The 26,527-nt window shown below is 33.5% G+C and carries 24 protein-coding genes; 5 read left to right on the top strand and 19 right to left on the bottom strand.

Features of this window, described 5'->3' with window-relative positions; translation table 11 throughout:
* Nucleotide 1: 1 nt before the first annotated feature.
* The 7 genes from LNQ49_RS11540 to aspS form a co-directional block, all read right to left on the bottom strand.
* A complete protein-coding gene (locus LNQ49_RS11540) occupies nt 2-532 on the bottom strand; it encodes a complex I 24 kDa subunit family protein (RefSeq protein ID WP_229988985.1) in 531 nt (176 codons plus the stop codon).
* Between the two features lie 50 nt (nt 533-582).
* Nucleotides 583-1,821 (bottom strand): NADH-quinone oxidoreductase subunit D, encoded by a 1,239-nt coding sequence (locus tag LNQ49_RS11535; protein ID WP_229988984.1) that lies wholly within the window; start codon nt 1,819-1,821, stop codon nt 583-585.
* Nucleotides 1,822-1,853: 32 nt separating this feature from the next.
* Nucleotides 1,854-2,375: an NADH-quinone oxidoreductase subunit C gene (locus tag LNQ49_RS11530; protein WP_229988983.1), complete on the bottom strand. Its 522-nt coding sequence runs from the start codon at nt 2,373-2,375 to the stop codon at nt 1,854-1,856.
* A 5-nt stretch (nt 2,376-2,380) separates the two neighbouring features.
* Complete coding sequence (locus LNQ49_RS11525; protein ID WP_229988982.1) at nt 2,381-2,929, bottom strand: NADH-quinone oxidoreductase subunit B; 549 nt, start codon at nt 2,927-2,929, stop codon at nt 2,381-2,383.
* Nucleotides 2,930-3,078: 149 nt separating this feature from the next.
* Nucleotides 3,079-3,444: an NADH-quinone oxidoreductase subunit A gene (locus tag LNQ49_RS11520; protein WP_229988981.1), complete on the bottom strand. Its 366-nt coding sequence runs from the start codon at nt 3,442-3,444 to the stop codon at nt 3,079-3,081.
* 246 nt (nt 3,445-3,690) lie between these two features.
* Nucleotides 3,691-3,885, bottom strand: a complete 195-nt coding sequence (locus LNQ49_RS11515; protein ID WP_007137066.1) for a cold-shock protein — start codon at nt 3,883-3,885, stop codon at nt 3,691-3,693.
* A gap of 112 nt (nt 3,886-3,997) precedes the next feature.
* Nucleotides 3,998-5,755, bottom strand: coding sequence for an aspartate--tRNA ligase (aspS, locus tag LNQ49_RS11510; protein WP_229988980.1), 1,758 nt, complete (start codon nt 5,753-5,755; stop codon nt 3,998-4,000).
* Nucleotides 5,756-5,896: 141 nt separating this feature from the next.
* On the opposite strand from aspS, the gene LNQ49_RS11505 reads away from it, so the two are divergent.
* Nucleotides 5,897-6,889 carry a TlpA family protein disulfide reductase gene (locus tag LNQ49_RS11505; RefSeq protein WP_229988979.1) on the top strand — a complete coding sequence of 331 codons (993 nt, stop codon included), beginning with the start codon at nt 5,897-5,899 and terminating at the stop codon, nt 6,887-6,889.
* 176 nt (nt 6,890-7,065) lie between these two features.
* A complete protein-coding gene (locus LNQ49_RS11500) occupies nt 7,066-7,413 on the top strand; it encodes a toxin-antitoxin system YwqK family antitoxin (protein WP_129540135.1) in 348 nt (115 codons plus the stop codon).
* A gap of 55 nt (nt 7,414-7,468) precedes the next feature.
* Here the strand turns inward: LNQ49_RS11500 and LNQ49_RS11495 are convergent, their stop codons facing one another.
* From LNQ49_RS11495 to LNQ49_RS11450, 10 genes are all read right to left on the bottom strand, one after another.
* Nucleotides 7,469-8,581, bottom strand: coding sequence for a PepSY-associated TM helix domain-containing protein (locus tag LNQ49_RS11495; protein ID WP_229988978.1), 1,113 nt, complete (start codon nt 8,579-8,581; stop codon nt 7,469-7,471).
* 113 nt (nt 8,582-8,694) lie between these two features.
* The gene (locus LNQ49_RS11490; RefSeq protein WP_229988977.1) at nt 8,695-10,251 is read right to left on the bottom strand and encodes a PepSY-associated TM helix domain-containing protein; all 1,557 of its coding nucleotides are present in this window, start codon (nt 10,249-10,251) and stop codon (nt 8,695-8,697) included.
* Between the two features lie 3 nt (nt 10,252-10,254).
* Nucleotides 10,255-10,557: a hypothetical protein gene (locus tag LNQ49_RS11485; protein WP_229988976.1), complete on the bottom strand. Its 303-nt coding sequence runs from the start codon at nt 10,555-10,557 to the stop codon at nt 10,255-10,257.
* Nucleotides 10,558-10,583: 26 nt separating this feature from the next.
* Nucleotides 10,584-10,916 carry a hypothetical protein gene (locus tag LNQ49_RS11480; RefSeq protein ID WP_229988975.1) on the bottom strand — a complete coding sequence of 111 codons (333 nt, stop codon included), beginning with the start codon at nt 10,914-10,916 and terminating at the stop codon, nt 10,584-10,586.
* A 64-nt stretch (nt 10,917-10,980) separates the two neighbouring features.
* On the bottom strand, nt 10,981-13,425 hold the full coding sequence (locus LNQ49_RS11475; RefSeq protein ID WP_229988974.1) for a TonB-dependent receptor: 2,445 nt from the start codon (nt 13,423-13,425) through the stop codon (nt 10,981-10,983).
* A 259-nt stretch (nt 13,426-13,684) separates the two neighbouring features.
* A complete protein-coding gene (locus LNQ49_RS11470; protein WP_229988973.1) occupies nt 13,685-16,861 on the bottom strand; it encodes an efflux RND transporter permease subunit in 3,177 nt (1,058 codons plus the stop codon).
* 23 nt (nt 16,862-16,884) lie between these two features.
* Nucleotides 16,885-17,955 carry an efflux RND transporter periplasmic adaptor subunit gene (locus LNQ49_RS11465; protein ID WP_229988972.1) on the bottom strand — a complete coding sequence of 357 codons (1,071 nt, stop codon included), beginning with the start codon at nt 17,953-17,955 and terminating at the stop codon, nt 16,885-16,887.
* Nucleotides 17,956-17,960: 5 nt separating this feature from the next.
* On the bottom strand, nt 17,961-19,322 hold the full coding sequence (locus LNQ49_RS11460) for a TolC family protein (protein ID WP_229988971.1): 1,362 nt from the start codon (nt 19,320-19,322) through the stop codon (nt 17,961-17,963).
* Nucleotides 19,323-19,343: 21 nt separating this feature from the next.
* Nucleotides 19,344-19,943 (bottom strand): TetR/AcrR family transcriptional regulator, encoded by a 600-nt coding sequence (locus LNQ49_RS11455; RefSeq protein WP_229988970.1) that lies wholly within the window; start codon nt 19,941-19,943, stop codon nt 19,344-19,346.
* A gap of 47 nt (nt 19,944-19,990) precedes the next feature.
* Complete coding sequence (locus tag LNQ49_RS11450; RefSeq protein ID WP_229988969.1) at nt 19,991-20,512, bottom strand: YceI family protein; 522 nt, start codon at nt 20,510-20,512, stop codon at nt 19,991-19,993.
* A 209-nt stretch (nt 20,513-20,721) separates the two neighbouring features.
* Between LNQ49_RS11450 and LNQ49_RS11445 the strand changes: the two genes are divergently transcribed.
* Together LNQ49_RS11445 and LNQ49_RS11440 are read left to right on the top strand one after the other, a co-directional pair.
* Complete coding sequence (locus tag LNQ49_RS11445; protein WP_229988967.1) at nt 20,722-21,696, top strand: polyprenyl synthetase family protein; 975 nt, start codon at nt 20,722-20,724, stop codon at nt 21,694-21,696.
* Between the two features lie 91 nt (nt 21,697-21,787).
* Nucleotides 21,788-22,141: a hypothetical protein gene (locus tag LNQ49_RS11440; protein ID WP_229988965.1), complete on the top strand. Its 354-nt coding sequence runs from the start codon at nt 21,788-21,790 to the stop codon at nt 22,139-22,141.
* On the opposite strand, the gene LNQ49_RS11435 is transcribed toward LNQ49_RS11440, so the two are convergent.
* Nucleotides 22,132-22,551 carry a hypothetical protein gene (locus LNQ49_RS11435; RefSeq protein ID WP_229988963.1) on the bottom strand — a complete coding sequence of 140 codons (420 nt, stop codon included), beginning with the start codon at nt 22,549-22,551 and terminating at the stop codon, nt 22,132-22,134. The two genes, LNQ49_RS11440 and LNQ49_RS11435, sit on opposite strands and share 10 nt — an antisense overlap.
* Before the next feature lie 437 nt (nt 22,552-22,988).
* The gene (locus LNQ49_RS11430; RefSeq protein WP_229988961.1) at nt 22,989-23,540 is read right to left on the bottom strand and encodes a hypothetical protein; all 552 of its coding nucleotides are present in this window, start codon (nt 23,538-23,540) and stop codon (nt 22,989-22,991) included.
* Nucleotides 23,541-23,655: 115 nt separating this feature from the next.
* Here LNQ49_RS11430 and LNQ49_RS11425 point away from each other — a divergent pair, with 115 nt between their 5' ends.
* Nucleotides 23,656-26,430, top strand: coding sequence for a 2-oxoglutarate dehydrogenase E1 component (locus tag LNQ49_RS11425; protein ID WP_229988959.1), 2,775 nt, complete (start codon nt 23,656-23,658; stop codon nt 26,428-26,430).
* Nucleotides 26,431-26,527: the final 97 nt, after the last annotated feature.

Raw genomic sequence — 26,527 nt, 5'->3', positions numbered from 1 at the left:
ATTATTTATCGTGTAATATTATTTTATCATCTCTACAATCAGCGATTAACTGATCGATTTTTTCTTCGGTAAGTTTCTCTTTGTAGAAATCACCTAACTGCATCATTGGAGCATATCCACAAGCACCTAAGCATTCTACTCCAGCTATGCTGAACATACCGTCAGGAGTTGTTTCACCCATTTTGATACCTAATTTCTCAGATGTATAATCCATTAAATTTTCGGCACCACTTAAACAACAACAAGAAGTTTGGCAAAATTCAAACATGTATTTACCCATTGGCTTTTGGTTGTACATGGTGTAAAAAGTTACTACCTCATAAACCTCAATTGGTTTTATATGTAAAATTTCGGCAACCTTGTCCTGTAGCTCAATACTCAACCAATTTTCATGGGCATCTTGTACTTCGTGCAAAACGGGCAATAAAGCCGATTTTCTTTTGTCTTCAGGATAATGACTGATTAGTTCATTGATGCGGTTCATCAATGCTTCGGTCATATTTATTTCTTGTTTGTAATGTGTTCTTTCCATTTTATTTTAAATCTGAAATCAAAAATCGTTATTCTACAATCTGAAATCTTTTAAGCGTCTAACTCTCCAGCGATAACATTTAAACTTGATAATATTACAATGGCATCCGATAGCATCGCTCCTTTAATCATTTCAGGATAAGCTTGGTAATATATAAAACAAGGTCTTCTAAAATGCAATCTGTATGGAGTTCTACTTCCGTCGGTTACTAGGTAAAATCCTAATTCACCATTTCCACCTTCAACAGGATGGTATATTTCGGCAACTGGAACAGGAACTTCTCCCATAACAATCTTAAAGTGATATATTAACGATTCCATGTTGGTGTATACATCTTCTTTTGGAGGAAGGTAGTAATCTGGAACTTCAGCATGGTAAACATTCCCTTCTGGCATTTTTGCTAATGCTTGACGGATGATGCTTAAACTTTCCCAAACTTCGGCATTACGAACGCAGAAACGATCGTATGTATCTCCAGATTTTCCAACAGGAACAATAAAATCAAAATCTTCGTATGAAGAGTATGGTTGTGCTACACGCACATCATAATCAACACCACTAGCACGTAAGTTTGGTCCTGTGAAACCGTAAGCCATAGCTTGTTCAGCAGATATAGGTCCAACATTAACGGTTCTGTCAATGAAAATTCTGTTTCTTACGAATAGGTTTTCAAATTCTTGCCAAGCAGCAGGAAATTCTTCTAAGAATATATCTAGTTTTTTGAAAGCAGTCTCAGACCAATCTCTTTCAAAACCACCAATTCTTCCCATATTTGTAGTTAAACGAGCTCCACAAATTTCTTCGTAGATTTCGTATATTTTTTCTCTAAATTGAAAAACATAAAGGAAACCAGTAAAGGCACCTGTATCTACTCCAAGGATTGAATTACAGATAATGTGATCGGTAATTCTAGCCAATTCCATTACGATTACTCTTAAGTATTGAACACGTTTAGGTACTTCAATATCCAAAAGTTTTTCTAAAGTCATCCACCATCCCATATTGTTAATAGGAGAGGAGCAATAGTTCATTCGATCTGTAAGTGGAGTGATTTGGTAAAACGGACGGTTCTCAGCAATTTTCTCGAATGCTCTGTGGATGTAACCAATAGTTGGTTCAGCATCGAGAATTTTTTCACCATCCATTAACAGTACATTCTGAAAAATACCGTGTGTAGCTGGGTGTGTTGGTCCTAAATTCAGAACAGAAAGCTCACTACCTTCGTCGTTTAGTTTCTGTTCGATTATTTTAGCATAGCGATGCTCTGGTGATAATAATAGTTCTGACATTTATTTAATGTGAAAAATTATATGATTTTGTCTTAGCAATTTGTGATTGTTCTTCCGAAGAATCTATCGTCTTTATCTGTTCTTCCGCTGTCTTCCATAGGGAATTCTTTACGCATCGGAAATGATATCATCTCATCCATATTTAAAATACGTTTCAATTGTGGATGTCCAATGAAGTTTACACCGTAAAAGTCATAAGTTTCTCTTTCCATCCAGTTTGAACATAAGAAGATATTTGATATTGTTTTTATTTCTGGTTTTTCACCATTGATAAAAGCTTTTATTTTGATTCTTTTGTTTTCGTACCAGTTGTGCAAATGATAAACTATTGCAAATTGGCGGTCAACTTCGTTATCTGGATAGTGTACACCACATAAATCAGTTAAAAAGTGAAAACGTAAGGTTGGATCGTTTTTCAAAAAAAGAATTACAGCTGTTATTTTATCAGCAGCAACTTCTAATGAAAAAATGTCTCTCTCTTGATTGAAATTGAATACATCTTCTCCAAATGTTTCAATTAATTTATCTTGAATTTCTATTGTCTCTAAAGCCATTTTGTTTATTGAATGTTATATGAAGCCAATAATTCTTGGTATTCAGGAGAGCTACGTCTTCTTACAGACTCGCTCTTTACTAATTCTTGTAATTTTAACACACCGTCAAGGATTTGTTCTGGTCTTGGTGGACATCCTGGAACATAAACATCTACAGGTATTATTTTGTCAATTCCTTGAAGAACTGAATACGTATCAAAGATACCTCCAGACGATGCGCAAGCACCAACAGCAATTACCCAACGAGGTTCTGCCATTTGTTCGTAAACTTGACGTAAAATAGGACCCATTTTTTTAGAAATAGTTCCCATTACTAATAGCATATCAGCTTGACGAGGAGAGAAACTTATACGTTCAGATCCAAATCGTGCTATATCATAATGCGAAGCCATTGTGGCCATGAATTCGATACCACAACATGAAGTTGCAAATGGTAAAGGCCATAATGAATTGGCTCTTGCTAAACCTACAACATCGTTAAGTTTTGTAGCAAAAAAACCTTCTCCTGTGACTCCTTCTGGCGGGGCAACCATATTTATATTTGAATTGCTCATTTTTATTATAAATTTCTGATTTCTGATTTTAGATTTTTTGAAACCGTAAAAATTGAAATCAATTTTTTTAAATCAATTGTGTTAATTCGAGGAATTCAAATCTTAAATTGTAATTCTAAAATCACTAATCTAAAATTCAAAAACTCAGTTTATTCCCACTCTAGGGCTTTCTTTTTGATAATGTAGAAAAAGCCTACTAGAAGTAGTGACATGAATACTAACATTTTTAGCATGCCCTCCATGCCTAGTTCTTTAAAGTTTGCTGCCCATGGGTAAAGAAAAATTACCTCAACATCAAACAATACAAACAAAATAGCAACCAAGAAATATTTTACAGAAAATGGTATACGAGCGTTACCAATAGATTCGACACCACATTCAAAGTTTTTGTCTTTGGTAGCAGAGTTCCTTTTAGGACCTAATTTTCCAGAAATGATAATAGTTCCTACTACGAAACCAACAGCTAAAACAAGCTGCATTAAAATTGGAATATAATTATATTGATCTGTATGCATAATTTAAGGTTTTTTTGCTTAAAAATAAGTCACAAAGATAGCCCTCAAGTATGTAAATCACAAGTTAAAAAATGATTTAAGTAGGTTTTGAAATGTAGATATAGGGTAATTTTTATTGATTATAAATAACAATACTAATTTTACGAATTTTTTTAAGAAATAGCTTAAAAAAAAAGCGTTTCGAAATTAATCGAAACGCTTTTAAGCATTCGGTGGCAAAAAAAATAAATTGCTATATTTTTATGCTTAGATTACTGCAACTTTAGCAGCAACTTTCCCTTTTCTTCCTTCTTCTTCTTCGTAGCTTACTCTATCACCTTCGCGTAATTCTTCCGCGTTGATTCCTGATGCATGAACGAAAATGTCTTTTCCTGTTTCTTCGTCTGTAATGAACCCGTAACCTTTAGACTCATTGAAAAATTTAACTGTACCTGTACGCATTGTAATAGTAATAATAATTTATAATGAGGCAAATGTAAGATATAAAATAATACAAAAGACAACAAACTGTTAATTTTTTATAAAAAATATTGATTTACAGTGTTTTCACTTGTTATATTGCCTCAATTTTGATATGTAATTCTTTTAATTGTAAAGCGTCTATTGCAGCAGGAGCATCAATCATAACATCACGACCTGAATTGTTTTTAGGGAATGCTATAAAATCTCTAATCGTCTCTTGTCCACCTAGTATAGCTACCAATCGGTCTAGCCCAAATGCCAATCCTCCGTGTGGTGGAGCTCCAAATTGGAATGCATCCATCAAAAATCCAAATTGTGCTTTAGCTTCCTCTTCAGTAAAACCAAGGTATTTAAACATTAATTGTTGCGTTGCTTTATCGTGAATACGAATAGAACCTCCTCCAATTTCATTACCGTTAAGAACCATATCGTATGCATTAGCACGAACTTTTCCAGGCTCGGTTTCTAATAACTGCATATCTTCTGGTTTAGGTGATGTAAATGGGTGGTGCATCGCATGGTAACGACCCGTTTCTTCGTCTAATTCCAATAATGGGAAGTCAACTACCCATAGTGGAGCAAACTCTTCTGGTTTACGTAATCCTAAACGAGTTGCCAATTCCATACGTAAAGCACTTAATTGACCACGTGTTTTATTAGCTGGACCAGAAAGTACAAAAATCATGTCGCCCGGTTTTGCTCCTGTAGCTTTTGCCCAATTCGTTAAATCTTCTTGGTCATAAAACTTATCTACAGATGATTTGAATGTTCCATCGTCATTACATTTAGCATACACCATTCCAGATGCACCTACTTGTGGACGTTTAACCCAGTCAATTAACCCGTCAATTTCTTTACGAGTATAGTTTCCTGCGCCAGGAACAGCAATTCCCACAACCAATTCAGCAGCATTGAATACTGGGAATTCTTTGTGTTGTGCAAATTCGTTTAATTCACCAAACTCCATTCCAAAACGGATGTCTGGCTTATCATTTCCGTATGTCTTCATAGCATAATCGTAGGTAATTCTTGGGAATTTATCTACGTCGATGCCTTTTATTTCTTTTAGTAAATGTCTAGTCAATCCTTCAAAAACATTCAAGATGTCTTCTTGTTCAACAAATGCCATTTCGCAATCGATTTGTGTAAACTCTGGCTGACGGTCAGCACGCAAATCTTCGTCACGGAAACATTTTACAATTTGGAAGTACTTATCCATTCCACCAACCATCAATAATTGTTTGAAAGTTTGTGGTGATTGTGGTAAAGCATAAAACTGACCTTCGTTCATACGGCTTGGTACAACGAAATCTCTTGCTCCCTCTGGAGTCGATTTAATTAAATAAGGAGTCTCTACTTCGCAGAAATCCAAATCAGATAAGTACTTACGAACTTCCATTGCCACTTTGTGACGGAATAGCAAGCTATTTTTTACTGGATTACGACGAATATCAAGGTAACGATATTTCATTCGGATATCTTCTCCACCGTCAGTTTCATCCTCTATTGTAAAAGGAGGAGTCAAAGCTGCGTTAAGGATAGTCAATTCGGTAACTAAAATTTCGATGTCACCAGTAATCATGTTTTTATTCTTGTTCTTGTCTTCACGCTCAATAACAATTCCTTTTACTTGAATAACAAATTCTCTTCCAAGAGTTTTTGCTGTTTCAAAAACGGTTTTATCGCTACGACTTTCGTCGAAAATAAGTTGTGTGATTCCATAACGGTCGCGTAAATCAACCCAATTCATAAATCCCTTATCACGCGATTTCTGAACCCAGCCCGCTAGTGTAACTTCTGTATTAATGTGTGAGGCGTTTAATTCGCCACAATTATGACTTCTATACATGATCCAAATTTTAGACTGCAAAAGTAAACACAAAAATTAAATAAGTCTAGTTTTCTAATGTTTAATGCTGTTCATCTGAATTATTTTTTATTTTGATTTATTTAAATGATTATTTTTACTTCAACTAAACAAATTATATATATGAAAAAAATGATCTTTTTGCTATTGTTTTCAGTTGGTGTGACTTTTGCACAGGGCAATGCAAGCAAAATTAAATTCACTGCTAAAATCAGTAATAGAAATAGCGATACTCTTGTTATTAGAGGGGCGAATAATTTCAAGCAGGTGATTCCAATTGATAAAAAAGAAACTTTTGCAGCAACATTTGATGCGCCAAAAGGATTTTATCAATTTACAGATGGAACTGAGGCTTCAAGCCTTTACTTAAAACCGGGTTCGGATATTAACTTAACAATGGATGCTAAACAATTTGATGAAACAATTGTTTACAAAGGAAAAGGAAGTAATGAAAGTAATTTTTTAGCTCAAGTAGCATTGAGAGATGAGAAATTTCAAGAAGAAGCTTTTTCAAAAGAAGCGGTTGAGTTTGCAAATCTTTTGGATACAAAGGTAAAAACGGATATAGCAAATATCGAAAAAGGTGATTTTGATCCTGAATTTAAAGAAGCAGTAAAAAAATCATTCGAAAAGTCTAAAGCTTATGCTGAAAGAAGTTATGAGAGTACTGCTAAAATGAAAAAATTGAATGGTAAAGCTTCTCCAACTTTTGATTTTGAAAATCATAAAGGAGGTAAAACTAAGCTTTCTGATCTAAAAGGGAAATATGTTTATATCGACCTTTGGGCAACTTGGTGTGCACCTTGTAGAGCTGAAATTCCTTTCTTGCAAAAAGCAGAAGAGAAATATCATGGTAAGAACATTGAATTCGTAAGTATATCAATTGATAAATTTAAAGATTACGAAAAATGGAAAAAGTTCGTAAATGATAAAAAACTAGGAGGAACTCAATTGTTTGCTGATAAGGATTGGGAGTCTGATTTTGTTGTAAGTTATGGCGTAACTGGAATTCCTAGATTTATCTTGATTGATCCAGCAGGAAATGTTGTCAATGCTGATGCTCCAAGACCTTCTTCGCCAGAACTTAATGCTACGATTGATAAATTATTGAATTAAAAATCGTATTAATTCGTAATGTGTTGATACATTGAGTAGTATTGTTTTTAGACACACTTTTGATTTCCAATGTTAAGTTTTTACTCAATGTTACCAAATTGTTAAGTAAAAGTTTTTTTAATGTAAAGTATTAGTTATATTTGTTTATAGATTTTAAAACATTAATAACTAAAGATATGAAAAAGTGTGTGATTTTAGTTGCAATATTGTTCTCTGGAATTTTAGTTGCACAAGAAACTAAACCAGTTTTGGAAGCTGTTGGACATAAAGTAAAAGCTACTTATTACTATGATAATGGTAAAGTTCAACAAGAAGGTTTTTTTAAAGACGGTAAATTAGACGGTGTCTGGGTTGCATTTGATGAAAATGGAAATAAAAAATCTACAGGATTGTATGCGAATGGAGAAAAAACAGGTAAATGGTTTTTCTGGAATGGATCTAATCTTAGTGAAGTAGATTATTCTGACAGTCGTGTAGCTTCTGTTAAAAACTGGAAACAAGATGCACTTGCAAACAGAAACTAAGACTAAATTATAAAACCAAAAAAGGTTGTTCATCTGAACAACCTTTTTTTTGTGCCTATTTTTTTGAAGGCTTACTTTTTTTATTTCGTCCGTACCAAATGATGAATCCAGATACGGGTAAGGCTGCCGCTATTAGACTAGCTATAAAAGCGATTATCTTTCCTGGTAAATCTAGAATTTGTCCAGTATGGATACCATAATTCATTTCAACGACCTGTAATCCCAAACTCTTTTTCTCAAAAGGATCGCTTTGTATTAATTCGCCATCATAAGGATGAAAATAATAATTGCTTTGATTGTCGTATCGCAGCGAGTGTGGGTAAGCACCTGTATTTATGATATCGCCTTTTTGTTGTGGAATCGTTACATAAAACATTTCAGATTCTGGTTTTTGTTTCATGGTTTGTACAAAGGCACGATCTATAGCTGCAAAAGTATTGATGTCAAACTTTGTAGTGTCAATTACGGGAACCTTTGTCTCTAAAGCTTTATTCCCTCCCAAATTAAAGGTTTTGTAAATTCCATCGCCAACCCATTCGTAAGTAAAGGTTAAACCTGTTATGGCAATTATCGCAATGATTATCGAAATATATAATCCAGAGGTTTGATGCCAGTCATAGTTAACACGACGCCATTTAGCAGACCATTTTACACTAAAGCTACGTTTGATATCACTTTTGCGTTTAGGCCACCATTGGATGATTCCTGTGATTAAAAGAAATATAAAGATAATAGTAGCACCACCTATAATATGTTTACCGATATAGTCGGGGAGTAGCAAATACAGATGTATGTGTTCGACGATAATGAAAAAGTCGGTTTCAGGGTTTTCTGTTTTTAGATATTCTCCAGTATATGGATTGAAATAAAGGTATAAGTTTTCGGTGTCAGAATAAGTGTAAACAATAGCAGAACGGTTTTTTCCGTAAAAAGAAACCATACTCGATTTATTGTGCGGAAGAATCTCTTTAGCCTTTTGTTGTAAAACAGAAGGTAGCATGAATGGTTTGTTTTGAGGTTCTACCAATCGCCACTCTTTACGAGTGATGTCTTTTATTTCATCGTGAAAGCAAAAGATACAACCTGTGATGCTTACAATAAAGACAATAAGCCCAGAAGTTAATCCGAGCCATTTGTGTATAAAGCGTATTTGTTTTTTAAAACCCATGTGTTAATTTGCAGTAAGATAGCGTTCTATCTTTTATTTAGAATTGTTGCAAGAGGCAAAAGTAAATTCTAAATATATAACCCACAAATTATGTCCATTTATTTTAGATGGATTTATGATTTTGCTTGTTTGTCCTTCTTATCTAAATGAAATGAAATGTATAGTGTAATCGATGCAAGAACAATCCAAAATATATCTACAAAAAATATCTGAATTTGGTTTTGAGCAAATGTCTTCCAGAACCAATTTCCTGTACAAATTCCGTTTACAATAGGGATAAGGAATCCTAAAATGCTTCCAGATAGTAAGCTGAATTTATTTGTAAATGCATTGTTCTTTTTTAGAATAAAAAATATAGTCAACGCCAACCAGCCTATAAAATAAATGCTGTAAATGTTTGCTCGACCTAGCGGATGAAATATTTTGGTTGCTATAAATCCTAATGCCGTAATAGGGTACATGCTTAAACAGATTGCCAAATAGATACGAACAACAGCTTCGTTAAAGCGACGTTTCTTTTCGGGCATGTTTTTCTTGTCTCTAGCCACTAGCCAAATCATGACACCTGATATAATTACAAAACATGTGATAATACCAAGGACAAAACTAATTATCTTGAGAGCATATCCTCCGTAATCACCAAAATGAATTCGGTATAAAACATTTTTTACTGCATCAAGGTAAGTCGTTTCTGTAACTGGATCTTTTTTTGCAACGACAGTACCATCGGCAACTTTATAAATCACTTTACCAATCCCAGTAAATTTTTTGTCATACTTGATTTCACCTTCTACCAAAACATGCATATTGGTATCGCCATAGTTTTGGATAAAAATACGGTTGATTTCAAAATCCTTCCAATTGCTTTTTGTTTTAGCTACTAATTTGTCAATGCTAAATGGAGTAGCCAATTTTTTATTATCGAATTTATATTCAGGATCAGAGTATTCTAAATCTTTATATAATTTATCTTGATCGCCTTTATAAAGTGCCATAACACTTGGTGCAACTATCAATAATTTAATCATGAAAAAGGCTCCTGTTACTGCATATACAAACTGAAAAGGCAGACCAATCATTCCTAATGAGGTGTGGGCATCTGTCCACAATGTTTTTAATTTTTCCTTAGGTCTGAAGATATAAAAATTAGAAACGATTTTATTCCAATGTAATAAAACTCCCGTTATAATTGCAAATAGAAAAAACAATGCAACAAATCCTGAAAGATAATATCCAACAGGATAAGGGATTTGAGCTAGGAAATGAAGTCGGTATAAAAACTCACCTAATGAATAGGAGTTTTCATAGGTATGGGTTTTGAAGTTTTTGGTATCTAAATAAAAGAAAGTGCCTTCTTTTAATTTGGCTGCAGCCAAGGAATCTTTAGTGCCTTCAAGATAGATATTCACCCTTCTTTCGACACTGGTTTTAGCAATAGAAATATTTCTTCCGTGTAAGGTGTATTCTTTATCTAAGTTTTTTAAAGCTTTGTCGTAGTCTAGTTGTATGTTTTTTGTTATTGCTACAGATTCACTTCGTTCCCAATTGATGATTTCATCTTTAAAAAACGAAAAAGATCCAGCAAAGAAAATGACAAATAACACAACACTTATTACGATACCACTTACAGTATGCGTATGAAAATAGATATTATAGTTTCTGTTATTCATAAATTATCTAGTAATAGGGTTATAGATTTGTCCAAGATATATAATGCCACAAAATAGCAAGGTTAGTAATAAATAAATACCCCAGATTTTCCATCCGTTTTTTGCTAAGAAAGCTACAATCATTAATACAACCCAAAGAATAAATCCGCTAAAAGCCATTGTTATGATAATATTGATAGGACTAATCCAAGAAGCTAATGCGAGATGAAAACTTACTGAAACGAAATAACCGCCAAGTATTGCGGCGGATATTTTGGCAATACGTTGCCATATGGATTGGGTTAAATATTTTGGATTTGCAGGCATATTTTTTTGGTATAGAAAAGGTTGGTTTAGTAATAGTAAAATTCTAGTAATCCAGCGAGCACAAATAGGATAATCACTCCTTTGAAGTTAATCACTTTTAAAGGGGTTAATAGTATAACTAGGCTACTGATTGTCATTAACTGAATTAAAAAAAACAAAGTTGCTGAGCCTAAAGAGGCGGTAAGCAACCATGAGAAATAAGCTAAAAGAAGCAAACATAAACCTGTGATTTTTGTTTGTTTTGGATTTCTTTGCATCCATTTTTCAAAACCAAAATCATGAGACAGTACGGCTCTTTTGGAAGTGTAGTATAAAGTGTAAAAAGAAATAAAAACGAAAAGGCTGGCTATGGTTATCATGATTTTATAATTAAAAAGAGCATCTTTCTAAAGATTACATTAGAAAGATGCCTTGTTTTTTTTATTAGAATCTGTACGAGAAACTTGCTGCAAAAGTCCTAGGATCTTTTGGATGGATTGTAGACCATCCATCGTAAATTTCTTCGTTTGTAATGTTGTTTAATTTTAGTGTTACAGTAAATTTCTCAGCAGTATAAAATAGTGATGAGTTGATTACTGTATATTCTGGAAGTGTAAATGTTCCAGCTATAGCTCTGTTCATGATTTTGTTATCACCAACATAATTTCCTCCAAAACCAACTCCAAGACCTCTTAAAAGTCCGTTAGAGAATTTATAAGTAGCCCAAAGATTTGCCAAGTTTTGTGGTCCTGCGCTTTCTGGTCTAAATCCTACGAAATCAGAATCCCCTGCAGTTAAAACAGCATCGTTGTAACTATAACCTAAAAGGATGTTTAATCCTCTAACTGGGTTTGCAATAAGTTCTGCTTCAAAACCTTTGTTGCGTTGACCACCGTCTTGATGTGAAACTTGATTGTTAAGTTGTGGTTTAGTCGGGTCAGTTGGGTCAACATATGAAGTTTCTGTTACATAAACTTTGTCTGTAACTTTTATGTCATAGTAGCTAAAAGTAGCATACAGTTTATCTTTAAAAAGATTTAACTTAGTTCCTACTTCAAATTGATTAGCGTGTTCTGGGTTAAATGTTACAGGAGTAACAATACCTGCATTACGATTCTGCCCTGGTGCTACATTAGAAAATCCATCCATGTAATTAGCAAAAACAGAAACTTTATCTATAATTGGTTGGTAAACGATACCAAATTTTGGAGAAAAAGAAGTTTGATTGTAGTTGTCATCTTTAGTAGTAACATCACCACCATTAATGAAACGGTCAGCTCGTAAACTTACCATTGCTGATAAGGCTGGTGTGAAATTAATTACGTCAGAGAAATAAGCACTGTAAACTTCTTGTCTTGTTTTGTTATTATTTCTTGGACTGTCTCCTACAATTGCATCAGATCCAGCTTTTGTTAAATCTCCAGTATCTCCATTTGATGGACCCAAAAGAGTATTGAAAGATTGTAAGTCATCTCCAATATATACGTAACCATTGCTAAACCAACCTGAGTTGTGATCTGTTGCTGTTCTGTTGAAATAATCAAAACCAACGACAAGTCTGTTTCTCATTTTTCCAATTTTAAAATCACCAATAAAATTTTGTTGAACATCAGTAGAGACATCTCTAGCATCTTGATATGTAAAAGATCTACCAAGAACAATTCCTTCTTTGATTGATTCAAAAGCTTTTCTACTAGTTGCTTCATACAAATAAGTATAGTTTCCTGCTGATTTCGCTGAACTCGTTGAGAAAATAGTTTGTGATGTCCATTGATCAGAAAGCTTATAATTCATTTGACCTTGTAAGTTATATGAAGGTGTTTTCATCGTAAGCTCATCACTGGTATAAGAACGTTTGTTATCGTATTTTAATTCAGCAATGTTATGAACTCTTAACGGACTTGTTCTGTCTAAAAACAACATAGTTGGATTAGTAGTTTCGCTAGTCATGAACTCAGTGTTTACTAAAAACGACAATCTATCATTTACTTCGTATGATAATGAAGGTGCGATAAAAAATGATTCTTTAAAACCAGCATCTTGAAAACTATTTTGTTTGTTATAAGCTGAATTGATTCTAAAGTTTAATGTTTTTTTATCATTTAGTGGAGTGTTTAGATCTACAGTGGCACGATTTAAACCGTAACTTCCAACAGTATAATTTACCTCGCCACCAAAACTTCTATAAGGTTTCTTTGTAGTGGTATTGATTAATCCACCGTATGAAATTAAACTGCTTCCGAATAATGTTCCAGAAGGTCCTTTGATTACTTCAATTCTATCAATATTAGCAGGGTCTAAACTTCCGTTTGTTAAACCAGGTAATCCGTTAACCATTGTTGGCTGAACTGCAAATCCTCTCAAAGCAAAATAGCCCGCTCCGTCTCCGGCACGACCTGTTGAAGCCCATAATTGTGTGATTCCAGAAGCGTTTTTTAGTGCATCATCAAAAGAAGTTACAACTTGTTCTTTTAGAACTTCACCAGTAATAGTTGTATATACTTGTGGGTTCTCAAGATTTTTCAGAGCTAATCTTGATACTTGTTGGTTTTCTTTGCGAGCGTAATGATTTTTTTTACCACTATTAATAACTACTTCGCTTAATTCTTCTGAGCGTGAAGTAATGGTGAAGTTTTCAATTAATTCGTCACCACCGTTAATAGTTATTTTTTTTTCTTTTGTAGTTTGTCCTATTACAGATACTTTTAAAGTATATGTTCCAGGTTTAATGTTTTTCAAAGTATAATGCCCTTCAGCATCTGTTACTGTTCCTATTCTAGTTCCTTTCAAAACTACCGAAACGTTGTCGGGAGTTTCGTTGTTTGTTAAAATAACTTGTCCTTTAATCGTTGCTTTTTGTTGTGCCCAAGTCGTGGTACTTAGTAACATCACAAAACAGAAACTTAAAAAAGATATTGTAAGTTTGGATCTCATAATTATTTAGAATTGATTTTAATAGTGCAAATTTAGTTGTTGAATAAAAACCAACCAAATTATTTTAATCTATTCTAAATAAAATTTAAAATAAGGATTCCATTTATTTCATCATTAGTTTTTTAACATAAAATAGTTTTATTTGTTAAAAACGAATAAAAAAACCTGTTCAGATAGCTGAACAGGTTTTTTAAGTTTAAAATTATTTTGTAATCTAAAGTGTATGTTTTGGATTGAATCCATCTTCACTTAGTTCTGTATGTACATAATCAGCAACCATTTCAGTCTCATAATCAATCTTTTCTCCTTTAGAGAATCGGTGAATGATTTTTTCCATGATTTCATAAATTACTGGAACAATAATTAAGGTTAGGAATAATGAAGAAATTAATCCTCCAATAATTACCCATGCCAAACCATTTTTCCATTCAGCTCCAGCTCCAGATGCCAATGCAATTGGGAACATACCGAATACCATCGCAATTGTTGTCATTAAGATCGGACGCAAACGAGCGTGATTTGCTTGGATTAATGCTGTTCTGATTGACTCTCCAGCAGCTCTTCGCTGGTTGGTGTAGTCAACAAGCATAATCGCGTTCTTACACACCAGACCAATTAACATGATAATACCCAAAATCGTAAAGATATTTAATGAGTTATTAGTTAATGCCAGTGCTAACATTGCACCGATAAACGAAAGCGGAACTGCAAACAATACCACAAACGGGTGAACGAAACTATCATAAAGACCAACCATTACAAGGTATACCAAGATAATAGCAGCTAATAATGCAATTCCTAATGTTCCAAAACCTTCACTTTGGTTTTCTTGATCACCACCCCAGATGTAGTTTACTCCAGCTGGTTTTTTCAGTTTATCAAGTTTTGCTTGCCATTGTGTTACAATTGTTCCAGATGGCACCCCAACGTTTTGTCCTTTTACAGTTACCGAAGCCGATTTATCTCTTCGCTCTAATTGGCTAGGTCCTGAACCTTCAGTAATCGAAGCAAATTGAGATAATTTTATTTGTTGTCCAGCTGCATTGATGAAAATTAAATTACTAACATCAGTAATACTTTTTCTGTCGAATGCATTGTATCTGATGTTGATGTCATACTCATATTCACCAGCTCTATATTTACCATCAGTATTTCCGCTAAAAGCAGTTTGCATTGTTAGACCAACTGTTTGAAGTGTTAATCCTAATGCTGCCATTTTATCACGGTCAACCTTAACGTTGATTTCAGGGTTTCCGTCTTCAACAGTTAATTTAATCTCTGTTGTCCCAGGAATTGTACGTAATTCTGCTTCCGCTAATTTAGCAAAAGCCATTGCGCTTTCTGTAGAAGGTCCTGTTACGATTAATCCTAAAGTAGCATCTTCAGCAGTTCCTAGAATACCTACTGGAACTGTTTTTACTTTTGCTCCAACCAATTCTTTCTCTAGCTTACGTTTGATTTTAGCAGCATAAACAGAAGCATCATCAGTTCGATCTTTTTGCTCAATCATTTTAACGTTAATCTCAGCTTTATAAGCTGTTGCTTGAGATGCTCCAAAACCTTCACTGGTTTGTCCTACTGTTGTAATCTGACTGTGAACATATTTTTCTTTCTTTAAGTATGCTTCAGCCTTTTGGGTCATAAAGTTAGTTTGCTCTAATGAAGCATCTTTTGGCATTTCGATTTGCACTAAGAACTCTCCACTATCAGATGCTGCGAAGAACTCACCACCAATGAAACCACCACCTACTAATCCTATAGTAGAAGCAAAGAATAATACTAGAACTACCGCAATAGTTTTGATATAATGATCCAAACACCAGTTTAATAAATTAGATACCCAGTTTGTAAAACGAGTTAAATAACTTTCAAAACCTAGAATAACTCTTCCAAATAAATTTTTTCCTTCAATATGTTCCAATTTACCATAACGAGATGATAACCAAGGAATAATTGTAAATGATGCTAAAAGCGAGAATAAAGTTGAAATAATTACGGTAACACAAAATTGTGTAATAATATTAGATACTAAACCAGAACTCATCGCAATAGGTAAGAACACCACCACAATTACTAATGTAATCGAAGTAACGGTTCCACCGATTTCTGCCGTTCCATCATACGAAGCACGGATTCGGCTTTTACCCATTTCCATATGTCGGTAAATGTTTTCAAGAACCACAATCGCATCATCGACAAGAATACCTACAACAAGAGACAATCCTAATAAACTCATTAAGTTTAATGTATATCCCATAAAGTAAATACCAATAAACGTTGAGATTAATGATGCTGGAATTGCAACCATTACAATCAATGAGTTTCTTATACTGTGCAAGAAGAACAACATTACTAATGCAACTAGGATTACTGCAATTAATAAATCGTGGACTACAGAGTCAGCCGCTTCTAATGTAAATACGGTACTGTCTTTTGCTATCTCAAGTTTTAATTGATTTTGTTTGTAATCATTTTCAAGAACAGCAACTGTTTTTAATAATTGCTCACTTACTGCAACCGCATTTGCATCTGATTGCTTGATGATTTGTAAAATAATCGCACTCTTTTGATCAACACGAGATATTTTTTCTGCAATTTTTTGAGTATCCTGAACGTCTGCAATATCACTTAAACGAACTTGAATTCCGTTTTGAGAAGATACTACTAAGTTTCTTAATTCATCAACACTTTTATATTTACCCGCTAAACGAATTAATATTTTTTGCTCACGAGTTTGAATGTTTCCTGTTGGGAAATCTAAATTCGAAGTCAAGATGTTTTGTTGTACTTGTGGAATTGAAAGTCCGTAACCTTGCATTTTTAAAGCGTCAAGATTTACTTGAATTTCACGTTCTTGACCACCAATAATATTTACCTGTGCGACACCTTGTACACGGGATAAAATAGGAGCAATTTTTTTGTCAATTAAGTCATAAAAAGCAGCTTCATCCATTTTACCATTGGCACCAATTGTCATAATTGGTAAATCACTCAATGAGAATTTTGTTAGTGCTGGTGTTTTAACATCTTCAGGTAAATCACTAATGATTGCATTAATTTTTCGTTGCGCATCATTCATAGAGAAATCTACCTTCGCATTCGATGTTAATGTAATCGATACGATAGATAAACTTTCGTATGATTTAGAGTCAATCTTCTTGATGTTCTCTAAGGATGCGATCGCATCTTCAATTTTCTTTGTTACTGTATTTTCTACCTCACTTGGAGATGCCCCTGGGTAAACAGTAGAAATAGTAATAACGTTTTGTTCAAATTTTGGAATCAGCTCATAGCCTAATTGGCTGTAGCTGAATAATCCACCAAGTATCAAAATTGTAAACATTACAATTATCAACGACGGACGTTTTATGGATATTTCGGCTAATTTCATCTTTTGTGTTTAGTGCTTTTAAACTATTTTATAATTTCTACTGAGTTTCCGTCTTGTAAGTTAATTTGACCAGTAGTGATTACGATTTGTCCATCTGATAATCCATTGATAATTTCTACTTTATCACCTAAAATTCTTCCAGCTGTTACCTTTTTTAATTTTGCAATATTGTTTTCAACTACAAATATTTCGTTACTGCTTACACTTCCTACAAATGCATTTCTAGGTACAACCATTAAGGTTTGGTTTTGTTGGTTAGATGCAAAATTTGCAGTTCCATACATACCTGCTTTTAGGTCGTTATTTAAGTTATTTGTGATTTCAATTTCAACTGGGAAGTTTAAACTTTCGTCAGCCTTAGCAGCAATGAAAGTGATTTTTCCAGAAAAAACTTTATCAGGATAAACACTAGCAGTTATTTTTATTGAATTTCCTAATTTCAAACTTGTAACTTGATTTTCATTTACTGTTACAACTAGTTTTAATTTAGAAACATTTACGATGTCAAATAAAGCAGTTGCAGGCATACCAGCTAAAATAGATCCTGGCTCAATGTATTTTTTATTGATAAAACCATTAATAGGAGCTTTTACTTTAGTATCTCCAACATTTATGTTTGCTTGTTTTAGATTAGCTTCAGCATTTGTTAATGCCAATTTTGCTTGATCTAATTGTTGTCTTGTAACACCATCAGTTTTGAAAGCATTTTCATATCTCATGTAATCTGCTTTTGCATTTTGGTAAGCAGCTTGTGCAGCTTGAGCATTTACATTAATTACATCACCTCTAACTGTTAATAAAGTTTGACCCACTTTTACGTAATCTCCTTCTTTAGCCAAAACACTGATTACTTTTCCTGATTTTTCAGCAGAGAAAGTTAGTTCTTGAATAGGCTGGAAGTTTCCGTTAGCAACAAAATCCAATGAAACTTCTTCTGTTTTTACAGTAGAAACTTTAACTGAAACAGCAGCATTTTTTTCAGCAACAATATCAGTTTTAGCTTTGTTTTCTTCTTTGTTCTTTGTTAAAATGAAGCCGATTAATCCTAATGCCCCGATTATGACTAGTATTGTTATTATTATTGTTTTTTTCATTTGTTTTAGTTATTTATAAGTGATTTTAGTTGGCCTTTTGATTTGATTACTTGAATTTCTGCTATTTTATACCCCAATACTGCCGAAGAATAATTGTTTTCTGCTTCGATGTATGCATTCTCTACATCTAATAGATCACTTAATGATGCTAGTCCTTGTAGGTAATTGTTTTTGGTATTTTGTAATACTTGTTGAGCTAACTCTCTGTTTTCTTTTTGATTGTTAATAGTGATAAGGCTATTTTCCATTTGAATCATGGCATTGCTATAGGCAATGTCAAGCGAAAGCTTGGTGTCTTTTATGTCTTCTTGTAATGAACGAATAGAAACATCTGCCTGACGAACCTTAGCACGGGTACCAAAACCAGTAAAGATTGGTACTCTAAGGTTTAATCCGATAGCTGAATAATCTGACCAATATACACCTGCTGATGGTTTTGCAAACCAAGGCACTTCTGGCCCCTGACCGATATAGTTGTATCCAGCGGTTAAAGAAAGTGTTGGGTAATATTCAGCCTGAACAGCTTTCTTTTGAAAAACCAATAGTTCTTCTTGTTTTTTCAAAAGTAGATATTGCGTTAAATTTTCAACATTAGGAGTTTCTGATAACGCTTGAGGAGTGATTTCAAATTCAGTGTTAGGAATTACGATTTGTGTTTCTACAGGCATTCCCATGTAAAATTTCAAAGCATTTTCCTGTAATGCTACTTTATTGATTACTTGTTGGCGTTGTGTACTGATGTTAGAAAGCTTTACAATAATTCTGTTTAGATCAATTTTTTTAGCTAAACCATTATCATACTGCCCTTGTAAAATGTTTTTTACTCTCGTAGTATTTACATAATTACTATCTAATACTGTTAAGTTTAAACGTTGTACATATACATCGTAATAACTATTTGCTACTCTTTCAATTACATCTTCTTCAGTAAGTTGTTCGTTGATTTGATAAAATTCACGAGTACTTTTTGCAGCTCTTAAACCTGTAAATACTGCTTGGTCAAATATATTTTGAGTTAATGAGATTCCTGCGGTTGAAGTCCATTTTTGACCAAAAGCGGCTTGAATAGTGGTTCCTGGTGCTCCAAATCCTGCACCGTCAATAACAGTAGTTTGTATTACAGGATTGTAAGTCAAGTTACCATTAGCTGAAATTTGAGGTAACGCTCTTGAACGAACTTCCTGTATTTTATATTCACTATTTTCTACTTGTAATTTGGCTTTTTTAGAATCAGATTTATTTTGCAGAGCATAGTTAATAGCATCTTTTAAGGTCAAAGTCTGTGTGCCTTGATTGCTATTATTTGTTTCTTGTGCATTTGCGGTTATTGCAAAAGTCAAGAGGAAGAGAAACACTATTCTTTTCATAGATTATGGATTGCTGATTGATTAATTGTTGAATATTTGCATTTGTTTTTCAAGCTCTATTATTCCTGCTGGAGTAGCCATGGCTCTAGTGTGGTATTCTAAGGCTTCTAATTCTGCTATTTGAGCTTCCTTTTCAGAGCTAGTATTTTCATTTATATGGAATATTAATGTGTAATAAAATTTCACATATATATCTACATTAATATCGCTACGATATAAATCCTGTTCCATGCCCTTGGTGATGTTGTCTCTAAAATATTGACTGCATTGATCTATTTCATGTCGCATCATATTAGTATAGATCTCAGGATAATGTTTTTTTAATTGATAAATAGGTGATGTATCAATAGAAGATTGAAATAGACTTTTAAACATTGCTCGTATTTCAAAATTTTCTTGAATTGCATTGTGGTTTTGACTAACAATCGTATTGATTACTTCATGTACTTGTGCATGTACAAACGATGTGCTTTCTTGAATTAAGACCTCCTTATTGCAGAAATACTTATAAATGGTTTTTTTAGAAATACACATTTCGCCAGCAATATCATCCATGGTGACACTTTTAAAACCTAGTTTTAAAAATAAGTCACTCGCTTTTGATATAATTTTTTCTTTCATTCCGTTTTTCTTAATCTGTTTTTTAAAACTTTAATTTGATATAAATTTTAGATTGTGAATTCTAAATTAGCCACTAGTTTAATGTCTTGTCCAGTAGATAAACCATTGCTATGATTAAATGAATTATAAGCTAATCCAAAATCTTTGCGGTTTATGTCACCAGTAAGCTCAAAAGAAACTTTTTTGTTGCCATTATAGTAATCAGTTTCCACTAATTCTACATCAAGCTCAACAGTTTTTGTAACGTCTTTTATTGTTAAATCGCCTTTAAGGAAATTGATGTTTTTGTTAACTTTTTGAAATGAAGTCGATTTAAAACTTATCGTAGGATATTTATTTACATCAAAGAAATCATTTAGTTTTAAGTAAGTATTTATCTGTTCTAGTTTGGCTTCTTTATTGTTTACGTCCAAAGAAAACTCTATTGTAGCGTCTTCTATTTCATCGTTTTGTAGATCGACATGACCATTAAACGTATTAATAGAACCCCCTAAATAGGCAAGAATTGAATGTCTCATTTTAATCAAAACATCAGATTGATTAGAATCAATTGTCCAGTGTGTTTTCATATGTAATACTATTTATTAATAAATGGGATTTAACAGGTAAACTTTAAAATTGATATGAATGTTTGTATGTTAAATTTCGATGCAAATGTATATTGGAAACTCGAAACACCAAAATAGTTTCCAAAGTATTTTTAATTATTTAACATTTCATTAAGATATGGAGTTTGCATTGCAGGCTTAATGCCGTAAATTAGCCGAAAATTACTTTTATGCATGCCATTTATCAATACCAGGAATTCTTTGTCGATTATCTAGAAAAACAAACAATAAGTAAAGAGCCTAAAAACCTTTATGAGCCAATTGAATATATTGTAAGCCTTGGCGGAAAAAGAATGCGCCCAGTACTGACTTTAATGACTGCTGAAGTTTTTGATGTTGCATACAATCAGGCACTTCCAGCGGCTATGGCTGTTGAGGTTTTTCATAACTTTTCATTGGTTCATGATGATATAATGGATGATGCTCCACTACGAAGAGGGCAAAAAACAGTGCATGAAAAATGGGATCTTAATACTGGAATACTTTCAGGTGATGCGATGCTTATTTTGGCATATCAATATTTTGAACAGTATGAACCAAATACGTTTAGAGAACTAGCGAAGCTTTTTAGTAAAACTGCTTTGGAGGTTTGTGAAGGACAACAATGGGATGTCGATTTTGAGCAAAGAAATGATGTTACCATTCCTGAATATCTAAAAATGATTGAGTACAAAACAGCGGTTTTGGTTGCTGCAGCTATGAAAATGGGTGCAATTGTGGCTAAAACATCTGAAGAAAATGCCAATTTGATATATGATTTTGGATTGCAATTAGGTTTAGCCTTCCAATTACAAGATGACTATTTAGATGCATTTGGAGATCCAGAAACTTTTGGAAAACAAGTGGGTGGAGATATTATCGAAAATAAGAAAACCTATTTGTATTTAAAAGCACTGGCCTATTCTAATGATGAAGTTGCAAAGCAATTAAAAGAATTGTTTACTACGCATCCAGAGGATAATTCAGAAAAAGTAGAAATAGCAAAAGATATTTTTAATGCATCAGGGGCTTCAAAAGAAACACAAGAAGCTATTGAAATGTATACACTTGAAGCTTTTAAAACATTAGATAAAATGGATATTAGCGACGAAAAGAAATTGTCATTACGCACTTTTGGAGAAAACCTAATGGGTAGAAAAGTTTAGTTTCCAGTAATCAGTTTTTAGTTTGGTTTCAGGGTTTTTAATCTTTCAATTCCTAAATCTTTTTAATTCTTAAATCAACAATCATCGTTAAATGTTTGTAGCTCCACAAAATACAGATTTACTACTTCAAGAAGCAGAAAAGGAAGCTTTGTATCTTAAATTAATCGAGCAGATTAATAAAGATTTTAACCTAGCCAATGAAGGCATTGATTTCCCAATGAGTATTTCGCCAGAAGAACTCAAAATTCAAATGCACGAAAAGATATACAGAATGATTCAGTATAAGTTTGCTGAGTATTTGAATCTGCTTTATATAATAGATGTTTCAGAAGCTGAAATAAAAAAATTAGACGGTTCTGATTTAGTAATTCTAGCCGAACAAGTTTCTTTTCTAGTTTTAAAAAGGGAGTGGCAAAAGGTGTGGTTTAGGAATTTTTATAAGTAAGTTGCTAAGTTTTGTTTCTCAATAAAAAAGTTTCTCATTAAAGGCGTAATTTTCCAAGAATCTTCAAGGTCATCATTATCAAAACAACACCAATAGTAAATTGTATATTCGTGGATGTGGAAATCTTCGTTTAAGAAATGGTGTATTGTATCCCAATATTTTAAAAGTAATTCTTGACTGTCTTGTTCTTCAGTTGCTTGAAGGATAGCTTTCATTAAGAGAAGTTTCTCGTCTTCGTCAGTTATTGTTTGGTAATAATTGATGTAACTATCTATCTGAGATGAATCGGCAATTTCATATGGCCAATCTTGCATCCAGTTCTCATGAGGCATGTTCAATTCTTTTACCAGTTTGTCTATAGCTTTTCTAGTGCTATATCTTTCTTTTGGTTGGGTAATTTTTGATGTCATATTTGAATAGAATTTTTACAAATAAAAGAGGTGCTAAGCTTCTGAGGTACTAAGTTACTAAGTCTTTTTAAATCAAATTTAGATTTCGCTCCACTTAAAAAATACTGTATTTTCTTTATTATTTATAATTTCTTCTACAGCGATAGACATTTTTTCTAATTCTTCAGTTTGACATTTGTCGCCAGAAGTATCTATATGGAAATGCCAGTCGCATTCACCTTCGGCGTTTTCAAAGCCAATTGTAAGTTCAGAATTGTAAGTTGCAATCCATAAAAACCTATTCGCGTTGCTACTTTTAATAGAACAGTCAAAAGATTGATTTTGAAAAATTGGGATGATTTTTTGTTATATATTTCAAAGCTGTGTTGGAATATAAAGCTTGATTCATTTTAGTAATTCTCTTTACTTAGTGTCTTAGGAACTTAGCTTCTTAGAGACTAAAAATAAATCCTTACAAACGGCATAAAAGCTTCTCTGTAAATACTTTTTTTGTCATCATGTAGTACGTCATAGCGAACTCCAATAGTTACATTTCCAGCTCGGTAACCTGCGCCTAGGAATAAAGCAGTATTCCAAAAAGTATCGCTATAACGAGGTTCTCCAAAATATTTATAATCTGTGCTTACATTGATTTGTTCTAGCTCTGCCGAAAGTTGAATTTCGGGAATAGGGTTTATTAATCCGATAAGGCTCCCTCCGTAAATAAAAGAAGAATATTCGTTTTTAGAAGATACATATCCTATTTGAGCACCCACACCAACAGCAACAATTGGATTAATGTTGTAAATGGCACTTGGTAATAATGAAATATCGGTATATCCAGATCCAAAACTCAATCCAACTCCTCCTCCAAATTGTACATTGCTCCAAAAATCATTTTGCTTTTGTGGGATGTAATATTTTTGTTGCGCTAATGCACCAGTTGAAAATAATAGGCCCAAAATGATAAAAAATGATTTGAAAACGATTGAAAAATGATTTTTCTTCATAGTTAAACGGATTTTAACAAATTTTTACGTAAAAGTACGTAAAAAAAAGATTTAAATAAACTCGATTATTGTACTTTTGCCATTCTATTTAACAAAAAGTATATTCACTAATATTATGGATAGGTTTTCATTTTTAAATGCAGCGCATACAGAGTTTTTCGCACAATTGTACGATCAATATACGCAAAATCCAGACAGCGTAGAGCCAAGCTGGAGAAGTTTTTTCCAAGGTTTTGATTTTGGAATGACAACTTACAACGACGAGACGCCAGTTCAACAAATTGTTGAATTCGCAGCGAACAACGCCGATTGTAGTTTGGTATCTGAAAAATTGCAAAAAGAATTCAACGTATTAAAGTTGATTGATGGATATCGTTCTCGTGGTCACTTGTTTACTAAAACAAACCCAGTAAGAGATCGTAGAGTATCATCACCAACTTTAGACATCGAAAATTTTGGACTTACAGCAGCAGATCTTTCGACTGTTTTTGATGCTGCCAAAGTAATTGGTGTTCCACCTTGTTCATTGCAAGATATTGTGAAACGTTTACAAGCAATTTATTGTCAACATATCGGAGTAGAGTATATGTATATTCGAAATCCAAATGTTGTAAAATGGATTCAAGACAAACTTGGAGTAAATGACAATCAGCCTAATTTCTCTACTGATGAGAAAAAGGTTATCTTAAATAAATTAAATCAAGCAGTTTCTTTCGAGAACTTCTTGCATACCAAATATGTTGGGCAAAAACGTTTTTCACTAGAAGGTGGAGAATCAATCATCCCAGCTCTAGATGCTTTAATTGAAAAAGCTGCTGAAAAAGGTGTAGAGCAATTCGTAATGGGTATGGCTCACCGTGGACGTCTTAACGTATTAGCCAATATTTTTGGTAAATCGACACAAGATATCTTCGGAGAATTTGATGGTAAAGATTACGATCAAGAATATTTTGATGGTGACGTAAAATACCACTTAGGACTTACTGCTGATAAAAAAACAAGAACTGGAAAAAACATCAATATCAATTTAGCACCAAACCCATCTCACTTAGAGACTGTTGGAGCAGTTATTGAAGGAATCACCAGAGCAAAACAAGATAAATATTACGCAGACGATTTCTCAAAAGTATTACCTATTGCCGTTCACGGTGATGCTGCAATTGCAGGACAAGGTATCTTGTACGAAATTATCCAGATGGCACAATTAGACGGTTACAAAACTGGAGGAACAATACACATTGTAATTAATAACCAAGTTGGTTTTACAACGAATTACCTTGATGCACGTTCATCTACCTATTGTACAGATGTTGCCAAAGTAACATTATCACCAGTATTACATGTAAACGCAGACGATGCAGAAGCAGTAGTTCATGCTGTTTCATTCGCATTAGATTACAGAATGCAATTTGGTCGTGATGTATTTATCGACTTATTAGGATACAGAAAATATGGTCATAACGAAGGAGATGAGCCTCGTTTTACACAACCAGTTTTATATAAAATCATTGCAAAGCATGAAAATCCAAGAGATATTTATGCGCAAAAATTATTGTCAGAAGGTATTATCGATGCTACTTATGTAAATGGGTTAGAGAAAGAATACAAATCGACAATGGAAGTAAATCTTGAAGCATCTCGTAAAAAAGACTTGACAGTTATTACTCCATTTATGCAAAATGAGTGGAAAGGTTTTGAGCAAGTTTCAGATGTTGTGATGTTAAAGAAATTTGATACTACTTTTGCAAAAGCTGGATTGGATTCTATCATAGAAACAATTTCAACTTTGCCATCAGACAAGAAGTTTATCAATAAGATAACTAAAATTGTTACTGATAGAAAGAAAGGGTACGATAACAATACAATTGATTGGGGAACTGCCGAAACATTAGCTTATGGTTCGCTTTTAACAGAAGGATTTGATGTTCGTATATCAGGTCAAGACGTAGAGCGTGGTACATTCTCACACCGTCATGCAGTAGTTAAGGTAGAAGATTCAGAAGAAGAAGTAATCTTATTGAATGCTATCGAAAACAAAAAAGGAAAATTCGGAGTATTCAATTCACTTTTATCAGAATATGGAGTTTTAGGATTTGATTATGGATATGCTTTGGCTAACCCTAATGCATTGACTATTTGGGAAGCACAATTTGGAGATTTCTCAAATGGAGCACAAATCATGATTGACCAATATATCTCATGTGGAGAAGACAAATGGAACAACCAAAACGGAATTGTTTTATTATTGCCACACGGATACGAGGGACAAGGAGCAGAGCACTCTTCAGCAAGAATGGAGCGTTACCTACAACTTTGTGCAAGACAAAATATGTATGTTGCCGATTGTACAACGCCAGCTAACTTCTTCCACTTATTGAGAAGACAAATGAAAACAACTTTCCGTAAGCCACTTGTAGTGTTCTCACCAAAAAGTTTGTTGCGTGATCCAAGATGTGTATCTACAGTAGAAGAATTGGCAACAGGAAGTTTCCAAGAAACTATTGATGACAATACAGTAAACAAAAAAGAGGTAAAAACATTAGTTTTTGTTACAGGTAAATTCTACTACGATATTGTTGCAGAAAGAGAAAATAACGGACGTAATGATGTTGCGGTAGTAAGAATCGAGCAATTGTTCCCATTACCAGTAGAGCAGTTAAAAGAGATTATAGCACAATATCCTAACGCTGATGATTATGTTTGGGCACAAGAAGAGCCTAAAAACATGGGAGCTTACAGCTTTATGTTAATGAACTTTGATCTAGTAAAATGGAGATTAGCATCATTAAAAGCATACGCAGCACCAGCATCAGGAAGTTATACAAGAGCAAAACGTCGTCATGCAGATGCGATAAGAATGGTTTTTGATAAAAATCTATTCAGATCATAAGGAGCTATTTCCTGCTGTACGCTATATCTTTTCCTTTTGGAAGCAAAAAGAAAAAGGATGTCGCTACCATCAGGGCTAAAAGAATAAAAATCAATTA

This window comes from Flavobacterium pisciphilum (assembly GCF_020905345.1).
In the GTDB taxonomy this organism is placed as follows: domain Bacteria; phylum Bacteroidota; class Bacteroidia; order Flavobacteriales; family Flavobacteriaceae; genus Flavobacterium; species Flavobacterium pisciphilum.
Note: the sequence above shows the minus strand (reverse complement) of the source record. Positions and strands in the feature narration are given on the sequence as shown.